This is a genomic window from Xanthomonas translucens pv. undulosa (assembly GCF_017301775.1).
Classification (GTDB): domain Bacteria; phylum Pseudomonadota; class Gammaproteobacteria; order Xanthomonadales; family Xanthomonadaceae; genus Xanthomonas_A; species Xanthomonas_A translucens.
Map to the genome: position 1 here is coordinate 1,879,860 of NZ_CP063993.1, position 15,882 is coordinate 1,895,741.

Annotated in this window: 12 protein-coding genes and 1 pseudogene; 2 read left to right on the forward strand and 11 right to left on the reverse strand. The window is 67.8% G+C overall.

Annotated elements, in window-relative coordinates; all coding sequences use genetic code 11:
* The first annotated feature begins 175 nt into the window (after positions 1 to 175).
* Together ISN38_RS07940 and ISN38_RS07945 are read left to right on the forward strand one after the other, a co-directional pair.
* Positions 176 to 3,298: an efflux RND transporter permease subunit gene (locus tag ISN38_RS07940; protein WP_206712150.1), complete on the forward strand. Its 3,123-nt coding sequence runs from the start codon at positions 176 to 178 to the stop codon at positions 3,296 to 3,298.
* 712 nt (positions 3,299 to 4,010) lie between these two features.
* Positions 4,011 to 6,035: a type IV pilus assembly protein FimV gene (locus ISN38_RS07945; protein ID WP_038236357.1), complete on the forward strand. Its 2,025-nt coding sequence runs from the start codon at positions 4,011 to 4,013 to the stop codon at positions 6,033 to 6,035.
* Positions 6,036 to 6,234: 199 nt separating this feature from the next.
* Here the strand turns inward: ISN38_RS07945 and hglS are convergent, their stop codons facing one another.
* The 11 genes and pseudogenes from hglS to ISN38_RS08000 all read right to left on the reverse strand — a co-directional run bounded on the left by hglS (position 6,235) and on the right by ISN38_RS08000 (position 15,788).
* A complete protein-coding gene (gene hglS, locus ISN38_RS07950) occupies positions 6,235 to 7,596 on the reverse strand; it encodes a 2-oxoadipate dioxygenase/decarboxylase HglS (RefSeq protein WP_003465400.1) in 1,362 nt (453 codons plus the stop codon).
* A 413-nt stretch (positions 7,597 to 8,009) separates the two neighbouring features.
* Entirely contained in the window at positions 8,010 to 8,552 is a 543-nt protein-coding gene (locus tag ISN38_RS07955) for a hypothetical protein (protein ID WP_003465399.1), read from the reverse strand.
* 208 nt (positions 8,553 to 8,760) lie between these two features.
* Positions 8,761 to 9,528 (reverse strand): HAD family hydrolase, encoded by a 768-nt coding sequence (locus tag ISN38_RS07960; protein WP_003465397.1) that lies wholly within the window; start codon positions 9,526 to 9,528, stop codon positions 8,761 to 8,763.
* Between the two features lie 21 nt (positions 9,529 to 9,549).
* Complete coding sequence (locus tag ISN38_RS07965) at positions 9,550 to 9,948, reverse strand: EF-hand domain-containing protein (RefSeq protein WP_003465396.1); 399 nt, start codon at positions 9,946 to 9,948, stop codon at positions 9,550 to 9,552.
* Positions 9,949 to 10,174: 226 nt separating this feature from the next.
* Positions 10,175 to 10,531 carry an EF-hand domain-containing protein gene (locus ISN38_RS07970; protein ID WP_003465395.1) on the reverse strand — a complete coding sequence of 119 codons (357 nt, stop codon included), beginning with the start codon at positions 10,529 to 10,531 and terminating at the stop codon, positions 10,175 to 10,177.
* Between the two features lie 228 nt (positions 10,532 to 10,759).
* On the reverse strand, positions 10,760 to 11,149 hold the full coding sequence (locus tag ISN38_RS07975; RefSeq protein WP_003465394.1) for a hypothetical protein: 390 nt from the start codon (positions 11,147 to 11,149) through the stop codon (positions 10,760 to 10,762).
* A 208-nt stretch (positions 11,150 to 11,357) separates the two neighbouring features.
* A complete protein-coding gene (locus tag ISN38_RS07980; protein ID WP_003465393.1) occupies positions 11,358 to 11,555 on the reverse strand; it encodes a CPXCG motif-containing cysteine-rich protein in 198 nt (65 codons plus the stop codon).
* Between the two features lie 88 nt (positions 11,556 to 11,643).
* Complete coding sequence (locus ISN38_RS20815; protein WP_003465392.1) at positions 11,644 to 11,838, reverse strand: M15 family metallopeptidase domain-containing protein; 195 nt, start codon at positions 11,836 to 11,838, stop codon at positions 11,644 to 11,646.
* Positions 11,839 to 11,843: 5 nt separating this feature from the next.
* A pseudogene (locus tag ISN38_RS07990) lies at positions 11,844 to 13,812 on the reverse strand (XVIPCD domain-containing protein).
* A gap of 140 nt (positions 13,813 to 13,952) precedes the next feature.
* Positions 13,953 to 14,879: a hypothetical protein gene (locus ISN38_RS07995; protein WP_206712151.1), complete on the reverse strand. Its 927-nt coding sequence runs from the start codon at positions 14,877 to 14,879 to the stop codon at positions 13,953 to 13,955.
* Positions 14,880 to 15,017: 138 nt separating this feature from the next.
* Entirely contained in the window at positions 15,018 to 15,788 is a 771-nt protein-coding gene (locus ISN38_RS08000; RefSeq protein WP_241753994.1) for an N-acetylmuramoyl-L-alanine amidase, read from the reverse strand.
* Positions 15,789 to 15,882 lie beyond the last annotated feature (94 nt).

The window sequence follows — 15,882 nt, forward strand, 5'->3', positions numbered from 1 at the left end:
AGCGCGCCGACGGGCTTTGCCGCAAGGCGAGCCGGGACTCGGGACTTGGGACTCGGGACTCGGAAAGCGGTGTCCTTGCAGAGTCCGTGCTACGGCGCACCGCGGGGCTTTCCCGGAAAGCGCGAACCACATCTGCTTCGCGAGTCCCGAGTCCCGCGTCCCGAGTCCCGAACCAATGAACCTCTCCAGCCCCTTCATCCGCCGCCCGATCGGCACCACGCTGCTGGCCATCGGCCTGTTCGTGATCGGCATGATGTGCTACCTGCGCCTGGGCGTGGCGGCGCTGCCGAACATCTCGATCCCGGTGATCTTCGTGCAGGCCAGCCAGGCCGGCGCCGATGCCTCGACGATGGCGTCCACGGTCACCGCGCCGCTGGAACGGCATCTGGGCCAGATCCCCGGCATCGACACCATGCGCTCCTCCAGTTCGGAGGGGAACAGCCAGGTGTTCATGATGTTCCAGAGCGACCGTAACATCGATTCGGCCGCGCAGGACGTGCAGACCGCGATCAATTCCGCGCAGGCCGACCTGCCCTCGGGCCTGTCCACGCCGCGCTACCAGAAGGCCAATCCCAACGACGATCCGGTCATCGCCATCGCGCTGACCTCCCAGACGCAGTCGGCCGACGAGCTTTACAACGTCGCCGACTCGCTGCTGGCGCAGCGCCTGCGCCAGATCAGCGGCGTGGCCTCGGTCGACATCGGCGGCGCCTCCACCCCGGCGGTGCGGGTGGACGTGAACCTGCGCGCGCTCAACGCGATGGGGCTGACCCCGGACGATCTGCGCAATGCGGTGCGCGCGGCCAACGTGACCTCGCCCACCGGCTTCCTCAGCGACGGCGCCTCCACCACCGCGATCGTGGCCAACGATTCGGTGGCCAAGGCCGCCGACTTCGGCCAGGTGGTGATCTCGCAGCAGAACGGCCGCACCGTGCGCCTGCGCGACGTGGCCAATGTCTACGACGGCCAACAGGACGCCTACCAGGCGGCCTGGTTCGGCGGCAAGCCGGCGGTGGTGATGTACGTGTTCATCCGCGCCGGCGCCAACATCGTGGAGACCGTAGACCGGGTCAAGGCGCAGATCCCGATGCTGCGCGGCTACCTGCAGCCGGGCACCAGGATGTCCGCCTACTTCGACCGCACCCCGACCATCCGCGCCTCGTTGAACGAGGTCCAGGTCACGCTGCTGATCAGCCTGGCGATGGTGGTGCTGACCATGGCGCTGTTTCTGCGCCGGCTGGCGCCGACGCTGATCGCCGCGGCCACCGTGCCGCTGTCGCTGGCCGGCGCGGCGCTGGCGATGTACGTGCTGGGCTTCACCCTGAACAACCTGAGCCTGTTGGCGCTGGTGATCGCGATCGGCTTCGTCGTCGACGATGCGATCGTGGTGATCGAGAACATCATGCGCCACCTCGACGCAGGCATGTCGCGGCTGGACGCAGCGCTGGCCGGCGCGCGCGAGATCGGCTTCACCATCGTCTCGATCACCGCCTCGCTGGTGGCGGTGTTCATCCCGATCCTGTTCGCCAGCGGCATGATCGGCGCGTTCTTCCGCGAGTTCACCGTGACCCTGGTCGCGGCGATCTGCGTCTCGGCGGTGGTTTCGCTGACCCTGACCCCGGCGCTGTGCAGCCGCTTCCTGTCCGCGCACGCCGAGCCAGAACGACCGGGCCGCTTCGGCGCCTGGCTGGAGCGGGTGCATGCCGGCATGCTGCGCGTGTACACCGTGGCGCTGGATTTCTCGCTGCGCCACGCGCTGCTGCTGGCGCTGACCCCGCTGCTGCTGATCGCCGCCACCGTGTTCCTGGCCGGCGCGGTGAAGAAGGGGTCGTTTCCGGCGCAGGACACCGGCCTGATCGCGGGCCGCGCCAGTTCCAGCGCCACCGTGTCCTTCGCCGACATGGTCAACCGCCAACGCCGCATCACCGACATGCTGATGTCCGATCCGGCGGTGAAGATCGTCGGCGCGCGCCTGGGCAGCAGCCGCCAGGGCTCCAGCGCCCGCTTCAACATCGAACTCAAGCGCCGCGACGAGGGCCGCACCGAGACCACCGCGCAGGTGCTGGCGCGGCTCAGCGCCAAGGCCGACCGCTATCCCGACCTGCAATTGCGCCTGCGCGCGATCCAGGACCTGCCCAGCGACGGCGGCGGCGGCACCAGTCAGGGCGCGCAGTACCGCGTCTCGCTACAGGGCAACGACAACGCCCAGCTGCAGCAGTGGCTGCCCAAGCTGCAGGAAGCGCTGAAGCGGAACCCGAAGTTGCGCGACGTCGGCACCGATGTGGACAACGCCGGCCTACGCCAGAACATCGTCATCAACCGCGCCCAGGCCGCGCGCCTGGGCGTGTCGATCGGCGCGATCGACGGCGCGCTGTACGGCGCGTTCGGCCAGCGCCAGATCTCCACCATCTATTCGGATCTCAACCAGTACAGCGTGGTGGTCAACGCATTGCCCGAGCAGACCGCCACGCCGGCGGCGCTGGACCGGATCTACGTGCCCACGCGCAGCGGCGCGATGGTGCCGCTCACCGCGGTGGCGCACCAGGTGCCGGGCCTGGCGCCGCCGCAGATCACCCATCAGAACCAGTACACGACGATGGACCTGAGCTACAACCTGGCGCCGGGCGTGAGCACCGGCGAAGGCGACGCGATCATCGCTGCCACCGTCGCCGGCCTGCGAATGCCCGGCGACATCCGCATCGCCGACGGCGGCGGCTTCGGCGTGGCATTGCAGCCGAATTCGATGCTGATCCTGGTACTGACGGCGATCGTGGTGGTCTACATCGTGCTGGGCATGCTGTACGAGAGCCTGGTGCACCCGGTGACGATCCTGTCCACACTGCCGGCCGCGGGCATGGGCGCGCTGCTGGCGCTGTGGGTCACCGACACCGAGCTGTCGGTGATCTCGATGATCGCGCTGGTGCTGCTGATCGGCATCGTCAAGAAGAACGCGATCATGATGATCGACTTCGCCCTGGTCGCCGAGCGCGAGCACGGCAAGTCGCCGCTGGAGGCGGTGCGCGAGGCCTGCGTGGTGCGCTTCCGCCCGATCATGATGACCACGATGGTGGCGATCCTGGCCGCGGTGCCGCTGGCGGTGGGCCTGGGCGAAGGCGCGGAGCTGCGCCGCCCGCTGGGCATCGCGATGATCGGCGGCCTGCTGATCTCGCAGAGCCTGGCCCTGCTCAGTACGCCGGCGCTGTACGTGATCTTCTCCTGCCTGCGCGAGCGCTGGAAGGCGCGGCGCCGCTCGTCGGCGAACGGACGAGCGGCACCGGCCACGCTGGCGACCCGCTGAGCGGCGCGGGTGATCCACGCCGCTGCCGGCCTGATCTGGCGGCGACGGCAGCCAGGCGCAGATCGCCAGCGGCGCTGGGCTTGAAGCGCGGGTCATCCCACGCCGCAGCGGCGCCGGTAGCAGCGTCCTGAATCCTATTCATCTGTCGCGTGCGCGCCACCGGCGGAAGCAGGGAGTCGTTCATCGCTTCGGATCCAGCCGCGTGGGTTCGCTCCTCAGCGGCGAGGTTGAACGCGCTGCTGCTGTACTGGGCGCCCATGCGCTTGGCGGGCGATGGAAAACGGCGGCGGCCAGGCGGCGGCGATCGACAGTGAGGTGGCGCATCGGCGCCTGCCACTGCTGCAGGCAACGCGGCGCGTATCTGCCTGAATCCGGACACGCTATAGAAGCGGTTTTCCAGCAATCACGCAGCGGCAGGCAGGCATTGTCGGCTGCGCCGCGCCAACAGCGGCAGTGCAAGACCGAAGACGGAGGGAGTGCCATGCGACCTGCGGGAATCACCAGATCCGGCTCTGCGGAACCGGCAGATCAACCACACGCGGCTCCGCCTGCAGCGGATCCCGCGACGGCCGCCCATCCGTCCGTGGCGGCGCCGGCCGCGCAGCCTGCGCCATTGAGCGGGCTCGCGGGCAGGCCGCGCAGGCCTGCCCGCGCGTCGCATTCGCGCTCGGCCGCGAGCGCGGCGGGGCCATCGCGGGGGACGTCGCGGTCCATGCCCGGCACCGATCTCTTGTCGGTAATGACGCAGCTCGAAGTGAGCAATGCGTTATCCGATGAGATAGCGCAGAAAACGAAAGATTTGCACAAATCGAAAGAGAAAGCGGCTTTTTTTCAGGAAAAAATCTTGGGCCCTGCACAGGATACGGATTCTGAGAAAAAACTCGCACCTATGGACAGGCTGAGGTTTATCGATGATGCCATACAGACGGCCCGACAGGGCCTGGACGCATTTGCCTACTTGAATGCGCGCGGCTGCCTGCTAAAAGAAAATTCATGGAAATTGGAATTGGAGCTATTGACCCTTTTCGGAAGGGCGGCAACGGTCGGCTATACAACGTGCGACGAGCTGCTGGAAGAAAAATGGAAGCGCGATCTGAGCGCACCAACGGCTTTGCTGAATCGGTACGCGCCCGACGTGCGGTTGATACCGAAGGAAGCCATCGCGCGCCAACAGCCTGAGGAGTGGCGGGGGTATCTGCAGAAAATCGACAAGTACCGGGCGACGATGGATGAGTTCGTGAACTACGTGAAGGCGCCGGGAACGCTGAAGAAAACCCGCGACAAGATCGAATACATGCTGCAGATCTTCAAGACTCACCTTGGATCTTGCTATGAGTCGATGCAGGCGATCCGCAGCATGCTCACCGAGATTTACACTCTTAAGCTGGAAGGCCAGGTGGAAAGCGCCGAAACCATCGGCATGCACACGCTAAAGCCCCGCATGGACGAGCTGCGCGAGGCCAATCACTACCTGGGCGAGGCGGTGCCCGAGGCCGTCCAGGTGCTGAACCATGCGATCTTGAACCATTCCATTCCCCTGCTAATAGGCGCTCAGGTAACCCCGCAGGTGCTGGCAAAGCATATGGCCGTCATGGAGGACTATGCAGAACGCCATGGCCGGATCGGGTCGAAACTGTGCCTGGATGTCGCCGCTCTCATCGAGGAAGGCAAGGACGAAGGCACCTGGCGCACCATGCTCGACCTGGCGCAGGCGCTCACCGAGTATCGGCAGTGCTTGCTGGATCTTTGCCGCTCTGCCAGGGGTGGTGGGCGCCCGGCCGTGCCGGAGCCAGCGACAGCGCTGGAGGAACAGCCCGCGCCAAGCGCGCCAGGACCGTCGCGCAAGTCGCGCAAGTCGCGCGGCAAGCGCGCGACCGGGGCATCCAGCGCCGTGCCGGCATCCCCGGCCGCCCCCAGCGACACGCGCACGCTCGCGCAAATGCAAGCGGATACGCTGCTGAAAAGCGTTGCCCTGGAACCGGCGATGGTCAACGCGCTGGGCGCGGACTTCATCCAGATCGCGAAAAGGCTCGGCAAAGACACCGGCAACGTCGAGAGGATGATGCGCAACGCCGATCAATCCGATCAAGATGCAGCCAACGCCTTCGATTTCGTGAGGGCGTCGGTGCAAGGCTGGTTCGGCAGCAGCGAGCAACTGCGGCAGGCAAAAGCCAGACTGCCGGCGGATGACGCGCGGATCGGCCCGCTCAGCGAGCGGCTGCAACTTCTGGAGCTGATCGAGCAGCGCGTGCGGACACGCGAAGTCGATGCGCTGAAGTGCGATACGCAGCCACGCTCGGTCCATCTGGCGCGGTTGTTGGCGATGAACGAGATCACCCGGGTGGCTGCCCCGATGCAGCTGCCGTCTGACGCAGACAGCGGAGATCGCGGCACCCTGTTCGAAGTGCGCATCGATCACAAACCGCTCTCCGACGGCCAGCGCCCGGCGCCATGGTTCGTGCATCTGCACACGGCCACGCCGGTAGCCGCGAACGCGCTTGCGTCCCTCAACTACAAGACGTTCGCAGCGGTCCATCTCAAGACCGCGAAGGAGAAAAACCTGGGCAAGCGCTGGGAGACGCTGATGCGAGCGCTTGGCAATACCGACGCGAAGGTGCACCGCGCCACGATCGGCTCGGACGTGCTTGGGACGCTGTTGCAGGCACGCCCTGGCGACGCTGCCGCGCCTAGCAGTCGCCGCATCGGCCATAGAGGCCATCGGAGCGAGCATCCGTGACGCGCTCGCAACCGGCGCGCGTTCCGCCGCCCGTGTCGGAACGCGCGCGCATTGCTCCAGGCCAATGGCCCATTTTCACAGGCCGCAGCGCCGGGTAAGGCTAAAGGGCGCAGCGTCGCACACCCAAATCGGCGAGGCGCTTCGCGCCCCTATACTCCCCCCAACCTTTCTCTCAGGGGGAGAGAGGCTTACCGCGCGCTCAGTTCTGCAACGCTTGCAGCGAGGCGCGCTCGATGTCCGCATAGATCGCGAATTCGTCGTGCACCGCCGCACCCAGCGCCTGCTCGAACGCGGCGCGATTGGCCTGCGCAGCATAGGCGCGCTGTTCGCCGCCGCCGAGGTTGGACTGGAAGATGCCCGCGGCGCTGACCGGCAGGAAGTCTTCGTAGACGATCGGGTCGGCGCTGGCCAGGCCGTCGGCGATCAGCGCCTCGGCAGGCTTGCCGGCCAGCGCTGCCGCGCCCGCCGCGCGGCCGGCTTCGGTCAACACATAGCGGAAATAGCCCAGGCCTTCGCGGCGCAGCGTGGCGTAATCGTCGGGAAACTCGACGAACGCGGCCTGCAGGCGCGCGACATAGTCGCCGCCGGCGCTGCCGTCGGCCGCGCGCGCACGCTCCAGCAAGACGTCGTACAAGCCGCGGCCCTTCGGGGTCAGGGCCAGCCCGCGCTGCTCGATCTCGCCGAAACGCGCGGTGTGGGTGCCGGCATCGGCCGCGCCGGCGCCGGCCGGGAAGCGCACCGTTTCCTCCAGCGCCTTGAAGCTGGTCTGGCGCAGCAGGATCGGGCAGCGCCGCGGCGGCGGGCCTTCGATCACCGCCTTGGCGTCGATGCCCCGCTGCAGCATCTGCGCCTGCGCCGCATCGATGTCCAGCGTGCGCGGGGTGAGGTGGTTGATGTGCGGGCCGTGGAAACTGACCACGTCGGCGATCAGCTTGTGCGCATCGCTCAGCGCGCGATAGGTCGGCAGCGTCACCGTCGCGTCGCCGTGCCAGCGGAAGGTTTCCAGCGCCTCGGCGACGAAGCGCTGCGCGTCGGCCTCGCCCAGGCCGCCGTCGCGCTCGCCGCGCTCGATCAGCTGCAGCGCGCCTTCGGTGAAGATGCGCCGCTGCGCGAGGATCTGCGCCGCCTGCGCGCGCAGCGCCGGATCCTCGATCAGTTCCAGCCGCAGCAGCGAGGTGAACACGCGGAACGGATTGCGCTCCAGCGCCGCCGCGTCGAGCGGCCTGAATGCGGTGGAATGCACCGGCACGCCAGCCACCGACAGGTCGTAATAGCCGACCGGATGCATGCCCATCACCGCGAACAGCCGGCGCAGCGTAGCCAGTTCCTCGGCGCTGCCGACACGGATCGCACCATGCCGTTCCTGGTCCAGCCGCGCACGCTCGCCGTTGCGCTGCAGTTGCGCGTCCAGCGCCGGATCGGCGGCCAGGGTCGCCGCATTGACCTGCGCCACCAGTTCCATCAGCGTGCCGTACAGCGGCACCTCGGTGCGGTACATGTCGGACATGGCCTGCGCGAACAGGCTGCGGATGGCATCGGGCGAAACGAAGGCAGTGGTCATCGGGAGGTCCGGAGCGGCGGGAGCGCCGGGCATCAGGTCCGGCAGAACGCCTATTCTCGCGCCGCGGCGACGGCGCGGCCAGTCATACACATCGATCGCGGTCATGAGAACGCGAGTACCGCGAGCGCGCAAGATCCTGGCTGGAGGCTGGTTTCGACCACCTGCGGGCTGGCCGCAAGCCCCCTGTGGGAGCGACGTCAGTCGCGATGCATCGATCTCGCCGTCCCCGCACCGAGGCCAAGCCGTCGGCCTCGACAGCAGCGGGAGTCGGTAGGCGTCGCGACTGCGCTCGTCGCGACTGAAGTCGCTCCCACAAGGGCATCACTGCTATGACTGGGCCCCGCGGGCTTGCAAACGGAGACGTCCCATCAACCGCGGCCTGCCGGCCGCTCGCTGCACGCCGTCGGCCGCGCCTACTGCGCAGCCGACGGGTCGCGTTGCGCACGATCACCGAGCTGGCGGCGCAATAGCGCGTCCAGTACGATCGGGCGATCCCAGTGGTCGTAGCTGGCGACGATGGCGTGGCGCAGCGCGCGGTACGGCAGCGAGCCCGGCTCGACCTGCAACGCGTTCGCCACCTCCGCCCAGCTGGCGGCCGGGCCGGCGCTGGTCCGCGCACGCACCACCTCGCGGTACGGCAAGCGCGCCGCCTTGGCCAGGAAGCAGGCGAAATAGATGTCGCGCGGCGGCCAGCGGCGCTCGCGCAGCAACGCCTCGGCATAGCCGCGCGGCAGCTGCGCGTAGCGCGCCACCTCATCCAGGAAGCTGTCCGGGTAGCGCGCGGCGTAGCGGTCGATGTCCAGCAGCTGGCGGTCGACCCAGGCATCGCCGCTGCCGGCCGCCACGACCGCCTCCGCGGATGCGCCCGCTGCGGGCGCCTCCTGCGCCAAAGCTGCGCCCGCCAGGCACAGCGCCAGCGGCAGGATCAGACAGGCGGAGCGCAAGCGGAGCGACATGGCGCGATTCTGCCGGATGCCGGCAGCGCTGTCAGGCACAGCCGGCGGCGGCGCTCGATGCGCCACCCCCGATCGGCCTGGCTCTGTTCACGGCCTCGCGGGACGCGCCGGCCGACGCACGGCGCACTCCGAGCACGCCCAGGCCCGCCGCGCGCGCCACTGCAGGCAACGCCGGGAGCCTGGGCAGGCGCGGGTTTCGCGGACCGTCTTACGCGGAAAGCGCCGGCCCCTGGCTGGCCGCATGCCGGTTCAGCTCGGCCACCGCCTGCGGCCAGTCCGCAGCCGTGGCCACCTGACGCAGGCGCGGCTCGTCGGCGGACAGGCCATGCTCGGCCTCGTGCGCCCAGGTGGTGGCGTACGGGGTGTAGATGCCCCAGCCGCCGAGCGCGATCACCGGCTCCACATCCGAACGCAGCGAATTGCCGATCATCACGAAACGCTCGGCACCGACGCCGAATTCGGCCAGCACCTTGGCGTAGGTCTGGGGATCCTTCTCCGACACGATCTCGATGCGCGGGAACAGCGCGCCCAGCCCGGACTGCGCGATCTTCGCCTCCTGGTGGAACAGGTCGCCCTTGGTGATCAGCACCACCTCGAACTCGGCGGCGATCGCCGCCACCGCCTCGCGCACGCCGGCGATCACCTCCACCGGATGCTGCAGCGTGGCGCGGCCGATCTCGACGATGCGCTGCAGGTCGCGTGCGGCAATGCGCGCCTCGGTCAGCTCGATCGCCGCCTCGATCATCGACAGGGTCATGCCCTTGGCACCGTATCCGAATACCTTCAGGTTGCGCCGCTCCACTGCCAGCAGATGCTGCAGCGTGCCGGCATCGCGCAGGTCCAGGTACTGGCCGAGAATGGCCTCGAACGCGGCTTCGGCGTCGCGGTAGTAGTCCTCGCTCTTCCACAAGGTATCGTCGCCGTCGAAACCGACCAGGGCGATGGCGGAGGAACGCAGAGCGATAGGCGTGGGCATCGCGCGAGCATAGCAGCGCGATTATTGCGCCGCAGGGTCGCCGGGGCCGGGTTGGTAGTGCGCGTACTCTTCGCGCGACAGCGCACCGTCGGCATCGGCGTCGAACGTGTCGAAGGTTTCGCGCAGGACCGGGTCCGCCACAGCCTCGGCGCGGCCGATGCGGCCGTCGCGGTCCAGGTCCAGCGCGGCGAAGCTGCGCGCGCCTGCCGCAGCGCCGGCATCGCTGGCAGGCGCTGCCGGCACCGGCAAGGGCGATGCGGGCGGTGCAGGCAATGGCGGCAGCGCTGCCGGCGCGGGTGCGGGCGTCGGCACGGGGAGCGGCAACGCGGGAGCGGCAGGATCCTGCTGCGCTGCGGCCGTGCCGCTGGCGGCAAGCAGCGAGGCCAGGCACAGGCACAGCGAGCGGCGTGAAGCGGTCATGGCACGGCCCATCCAACGGCGAATCGCGACTACCCTACACCGCGCGGCCCTGCGAGGCCGTCCCGGTTTCAGTCGAACCACACATAACGAAGGGCGACACCAGGCCGCCCTTCTTCACTCGTCGGTTGCGTTCGCTGCGAGGACCGCAGTTGCGGCCGCCTCGTGCCGGATAGGCACGCGCCCTCATGCAAGCGCGTGCCATCGCAGCGAGTTGCCGATGCTTGCGTTACTGGCCGTTGCTGCCGGCCGCGCCGCCCTGCTGCTTGGCCACATAGGCCTTGTATTCGTCTGGGGTCAGCTTGCCGTTGTGATCGGCATCGGCCTGCGCAAAGATCTGGCTGAGGCCTGCGTTGACCTGTGCCTCCTGCTTGCTGATGGCGCCATCGCTATCGGTGTCGACATCCGCCCAGGTCTGGCCGCCGCCCGAAGCGCTCGACTGCGCAGACTGGCCGGTCGCGCTGGTGGGCGACTGCGCCTGCGTCGCGGCATCGCTCTGCGCGTCCTGGGCGAAGGCCGGCAGCGCCAGCGCGGCAGCGAGAATGGCGGCGATACCGATCAGCGGGGTGCGGTTGCGAATGTTCATGTGGGTGGTCTCCTTGTGCTCTCTCGGGTGTGGCATGCCCGGTCAAATCCGGTGCATGACCACACCCTGCCGGTGCCAGGCTGAATCCATTCCCCTGCAAAAACCCGCACGCAACGCTTCGTTAACCACCACAGGGAACACATGCGCTACCGACTTGGTTAGGACCCGGTGAACCTGCGGTAAGGCCTTCGTTCGAGGTGTTCGGAACTTGAAAAAAAAGGGTGTGTTTCAGCTGATCTCGTGCTCGCCGTCGGTGGATTTTTCGCTTGAACGCGAACTGAACGCGACCCACGCCAGCGCCACACCGGCGAGCGCGCCGGACACTTCCAGCACGACCCGCGAACCCAATTCGTTCGGATCGTGGATGTTGGCCAACGCCAAGCGCGCGTACAACGGCGACTCCAGGCGCACGATGCCGGTGTAGAACAAGTTCCAGCAGTCGATCCCGGCGGACACGGCCACCGCGATCAGGCACGACCACCCCAGCGCATGGCCCTCCGACCACTGTAGCCAGCGGCACAAGCGGTGCCACAGCGCATAGATCAGGAACCCGAGCGCAAGCGCGATCAGCCCGGCTTCGAGCGAGCCCAGCAGGCCGAAGTGCAGGGGCAGGTTCATGGCGGTGCTTCCTGTAGTCGAGCAGAGCGCCAGTCTAGGGGGTGCGGCTGGCCGTGTGTGCGCCCCCCCGCAGGGCAATCCCGGCAGCGCGTGGATGCATGGTCGCGGCAGGCTCTATCGGGAGCAACGGTGGCGACGGATGGCCCGCAGCCGCGTGACGTCTGCCCCACAACCGTTCCGTCGCCGCCAGCCCAGCTGCGCAAACGCGCTAACTATCGTTTTCGGCGCTGACGCTCACCACCGGCGCGCCGTCTTCGTCCCAGCGCACGCTCACCAGCATCGGCCGGCAACAGACCTGGCAATCCTCCACGTACTGCTGCGCCTCGACCGACGGGTCCAGCGCCAGGTCGATCCATTCGCCGCAATACGGGCACTGCAGGTCGATGAAGCTGTGCATGCCGGACATGAGCTTGGCCTATGAAGCAAAAGAACGCCCAGCGTACCGGTACGTCGGCGGCGGTGCCGGAACTGGGCTCGGGCTGGAGGGTGGAGTGTCACCATGCCAGCGGGTAGTTGGCGAAACCCTGCGCCGCCAGCGCGCGCAGCAGGCGCTGGCGGTTACCGGCGCGGGCCATCAGCGACTGCGCCGTGGCGGTTCCCGCTGCAAGCGCGACGTGGGCCACCAGCCCGGTGAACCCGGGCTGGCAGCTGTTGCTGCGCGGTGGCGCCGGCGACAAGCGCCGGCGCATGCGGATCAACGCCCTTGCGATGGCACCGCTTGCGCCTGGGTGCGCTGCTGGTCCTGGGTCTGCTCCTGCACCTGGCGCTGGGTTTCCGCCGCCAGTTGCTGCTGGCTCTGCTCCAGAGGCACCGTGGCGGCCTGCTGCCGATCCACGTAGGCGAGGTTCAGGTCGTGCGGGTTGTTCAGGTTGCGCTCCACCGCGATCATGCCCTTGCCGTCGGTGCTGTGGACCACGTCGTCGATGCGCGACATGCCGCCCACCTTGGCCTCGAACGCCACCTGCCCGGCCGCACGCTGCAGCTCCTCGCGGCTGTTGAAACCGCCATTCGGCCCCTGCTTCTGCAGCTTCTCCAACGCCTGGGTGAACAGCGGATTGTCGGCACGCTGCGCTTCGGCGGCGGCCGGGTTGAGCTTGGCCTCGCCCTTGCTCTGCGCCTGCAGCTTGCTCAGCGCCTCGAGGGTGATCTTGTCGGCGATGCCGGTCGGCTCGAGGCCCTTCTCGCGCTGCAGGTTGGCCACCACTTCCCTGGTCCTGTCGCCGTAGTAGCCGGTGCCGCTCAGCAGCTTGACGCTGTTGTCCTTGATGCCGAGCTCGATCAGGCGCTGCTGCATCGCCTTCACGGCGGGACCCTGCTCGCCCGGCTTCAGCCCACCGCGTGCGTCGTGGCCCTGGCTGTGATTGTGCGATTGCGTCTGCTGCTTGTCCTGCAGCAGGTCACGCGCCTTGGCCAGCGGGTCGGACACGAACAGCTTGGCGTTCTTGTGGCTGGCCAGGTAATCGTCCAGCGGCAGGGTGTTCACGCCTTTGATGCCGCTGGACTGGCTGACCAGCAAATCGCCGCTCTTCGGGTCGCGCACCACCATCAGGATGTGGTCGATGCCCTTCCAGTGCTCGTGCTGGATCTTGCCGGCGTCCACGCCGATGACCATGCCTTCCTTCAGCGCGCCGGGCTTGAACACGTCCTGGCCCTGCAACAGCACGCCGGAACTGTCGAAGGCTTTCTTGACGATTTCGCCGGAACCGTTCTGGCCTTGCCCCAGCATGTCCTGGCGACCGAACACGGTGTGACCGGCCTTCTGGTTGATCTCGCGCATGGTGGCGTTCTGCAGCTCGGACACCCAGCCGGAGCAATCGATGTAGCCCTGCTTCAGCTGCTTGCCATCCACGCCAGGGTGGTAGAGCTTGTGGCCCCTGATATTGATCGCGTACTGCACGTCGTCGTACTTGATGCCCATCGCGTGCGCAGCGGTGAGCTGAATCCCGTCGTGGCCGTCCTGCTTGGCGGCAGCGGCCGGATGTGCGGCTGGATGCGGCTGCATGCGGCCCAGCGGGACCGGCTGCGTGGCATGCCCCTCGGTGACCGGCTTGATGCCCTTTTTCCGGGATCGCGATGTGGTCGAACTTGGTGTCCCAGTACTTCAGGAAGGTCTTGGCCATGTCCTGGTCGGACATCTTCTTGAACTCGACCAGCGAGCTGCCGGCGTAGGCCTCGAACTGCCTGGCGCCGGCCACATCCTTTTCGCGCGGCACGTTGTTGAGGATGTTCGACCGCGTGTCTTCGCGCGCGAAGCTGCCGCTGGCGAACGCGGCCTGGATCGACCGATAGCCGCCGGCGCCCTGCTGGTGCGCCATGTACATGTCCAGGCCATCGGGCTGCGGCTTGCCGGACAGGTACGGGCGGTGGTCCTTGTCGTGCTGCCGGGTCAGCGCATGCTGGTTGTCCTGATACAGGCGCGCCGCGGCGTCGGTATTGGCCACTGCATCCAGTTCGCGGCCGCTGATCCCGTAGGCCGCTGCGGTGCCGGGGGTGAACTGGAACAGGCCCTTGGCGCTGTTCGGGCCGCGGCTGGCCTGCTCGTTGAACCTGCCGCCGGTTTCGATCTAGGCGAAACGCATGAAATCGTCGACCGGAATGTGGCGTTCCTTGGCCTCTCGCTCGATGATGTCGAGGTTCTCGGCCTTCGTATAATCGCGTGCCATCTTGTGTTACTCCTTGAGGTTGATATACAGCGGCCTGCGCCGCCAAGGTCAACCGAGCTCGTCCGTGAGCTTGTTAGTGCGCGGTCAACAAACCTGGTCGGGACTACGGGGATTGCCGGCGGTGCGGTGGTGCTGCTGCCTTATCCGCCGTTTTTCGGCAGGTACTGTCCGCTCGCCTGGTCGTACGCATAGCGCACCGCATCGGATGCATCGAGCATGCGCGCCCGACCGGGACCGGCGATCGCGGTGCCGCTCAGCGCCACCTGCACGGCCGGCAGCGGTTCACCCGGCACCGGCTGGAAGCGCAGCGTGCCGACACTGGAAACGTGCGGGACGAGGCCCTCTTCGTCGCTGCTGGCCTCGTTGTCCTCGCCGGCCGCGACCGTTCCCCGGTACACCCAGCCCTCATAACCACCCAGTTCGTTCTTGTTCGGGTCGAAGGTGAACAGTGCGAAGCCGGCGCTGGTGACGCCATTGCCGAAGCTGGAGGTCGGCAGCGCCAGCAGCAGGTGGCCATCCTTGGTTTCGGTACTCTGCGGCTTGCGCTTCTGGTCCAGCGTATCGGCCTTCTCGTTGCTGCCAACATCGCCGGCCCATTGCTGGGCATGGAACAGCGTCCAGGTCGGCTTGCCGTCCGTGCTGTCGAGCACATAGGTGGCCTGGCTGATGCTCACGCCGACGGCGGGATCCGGCGTGGTCTCTTCCTCGGATTTGCCGTACTTCTCCGGACCGGCGTTGGCGAAGCCGGTGTAGTACTGCTTGCCGCCGAGGTCGAAGCGGTAGCCGTACCAGAAGCTGGCCAGGGCGTTGTTGTCGATCGTGTAGGACGCCGAGCCGTCGCCCTTCATGCCATAGATATCGGCGAGCACCTGCCCGGGCGCCGGTACCTCGACGCCGACCGGCTCGGGTTGCGCGGCCGCGGCCGCGGACGCAGGTGCAGGCGCGGCGGCAGAAGTCGCCGCGGGTTGCGCCTGCGTGCCTGCCGGCGCGGAGTCGGCCGCCTTGTCCGTGCAACCGCCGAGCAACAGGAGCGTTGCCGCCCACAGGGCTGTCTTTGCGAGCCTCATCACTGCGTCTTTTGGAGTTTTTGGCGCGCTCATGCTACCAAGAACGCGTTCCGATCCAGTGCATGGTGGGTGTCTGACAGGCGTTACGGCATACCTGCGTCGGCTGCACCCGCGCAATGCCGCCCGGACCCGAAGCCGCTACGGCGCGTCGGACTCCGCCGCCGCCGGGGTCGGCTGCGGCCGCGCCAGCGCCGGCTGGGTCAGCGCGTAGAGGATGCGCAGGTCTTCGGCATCGAACGCAGTGGCGTCGTTGCCGCGGTAGTGGTGGTGGAAGGCGCGCAGCGTGGCCGCGCGGTCGTCGATCGGATAGCCGATCAGCGCCAGCGCCTGCCACGGGCCGAAGCCGGGCGGCGCCGGCGGCGTGTCTGCGGCCGGCCAGCGGCCGAAACCGTCCTCGGCCAGGCGCTTCCATGGGAACAGCGGACCCGGATCGACCTTGCGCGTGGGTGCGAAGTCCTCGTGCCCGACCACCTGCGTGCGCGGGATGCGCAGCCGCGTGCACAGGTCTTCCAGCAACAGCAGTAGGCTGTCGATCTGCGCCGGCGCGAACGCGGTCTTGCCGTCGTTGTCCAGCTCGATGCCGATCGAGGCCGAATTGATGTCGGTGATCGTGCCCCAGCGCCCGGCGCCGCCATGCCAGGCGCGGCGCTCGTCGCTGACCAACTGGTAGCGCCTGCCGTCGCGGCCGATCAGGTAGTGCGCGCTGACCTTGCCGTTGCTGTTGTGCGAACGCAGCGTGTCCAGGCTGCGCTGCACCGAGTCCTGTTCGGTGTAGTGGATCACGATCAGGATCGGCCGGCGCAGATCCTGGTTCGGCGACGGCACCCATTCGGCCAACGGGTTGCGCTGCGGCGCGTGCGCGCAGGCGCCGAGAAAGGCGACCAGCGCCAGCGGAACCAGCCAACGCATGCGCGGCGGTGGGGGGCGGGAAGAGCGTCGGGTCATGGGAGAAGATTCCGGGGCATCTGACAGTGAGCGGCACGCGCAAGCAACAGCAAGCACT

Excerpts from the sequence above, each read along its gene's own strand:
- ISN38_RS20815 (WP_003465392.1), bottom strand. The coding sequence starts at position 11,838 with ATGCGCCGGCGCTTGTCGCCGGCGCCACCGCGCAGCAACAGCTGCCAG.
- ISN38_RS07960 (WP_003465397.1), bottom strand. The coding sequence starts at position 9,528 with ATGCCCACGCCTATCGCTCTGCGTTCCTCCGCCATCGCCCTGGTCGGT.
- ISN38_RS07940 (WP_206712150.1), top strand. The coding sequence starts at position 176 with ATGAACCTCTCCAGCCCCTTCATCCGCCGCCCGATCGGCACCACGCTG.
- ISN38_RS07995 (WP_206712151.1), bottom strand. The coding sequence starts at position 14,879 with ATGAGGCTCGCAAAGACAGCCCTGTGGGCGGCAACGCTCCTGTTGCTC.
- ISN38_RS07945 (WP_038236357.1), top strand. The coding sequence starts at position 4,011 with ATGCCCGGCACCGATCTCTTGTCGGTAATGACGCAGCTCGAAGTGAGC.
- ISN38_RS07955 (WP_003465399.1), bottom strand. The coding sequence starts at position 8,552 with ATGTCGCTCCGCTTGCGCTCCGCCTGTCTGATCCTGCCGCTGGCGCTG.
- hglS (WP_003465400.1), bottom strand. The coding sequence starts at position 7,596 with ATGACCACTGCCTTCGTTTCGCCCGATGCCATCCGCAGCCTGTTCGCG.
- ISN38_RS07980 (WP_003465393.1), bottom strand. The coding sequence starts at position 11,555 with ATGTCCGGCATGCACAGCTTCATCGACCTGCAGTGCCCGTATTGCGGC.
- ISN38_RS07965 (WP_003465396.1), bottom strand. The coding sequence starts at position 9,948 with ATGACCGCTTCACGCCGCTCGCTGTGCCTGTGCCTGGCCTCGCTGCTT.
- ISN38_RS07975 (WP_003465394.1), bottom strand. The coding sequence starts at position 11,149 with ATGAACCTGCCCCTGCACTTCGGCCTGCTGGGCTCGCTCGAAGCCGGG.
- ISN38_RS07970 (WP_003465395.1), bottom strand. The coding sequence starts at position 10,531 with ATGAACATTCGCAACCGCACCCCGCTGATCGGTATCGCCGCCATTCTC.
- ISN38_RS08000 (WP_241753994.1), bottom strand. The coding sequence starts at position 15,788 with ATGCGTTGGCTGGTTCCGCTGGCGCTGGTCGCCTTTCTCGGCGCCTGC.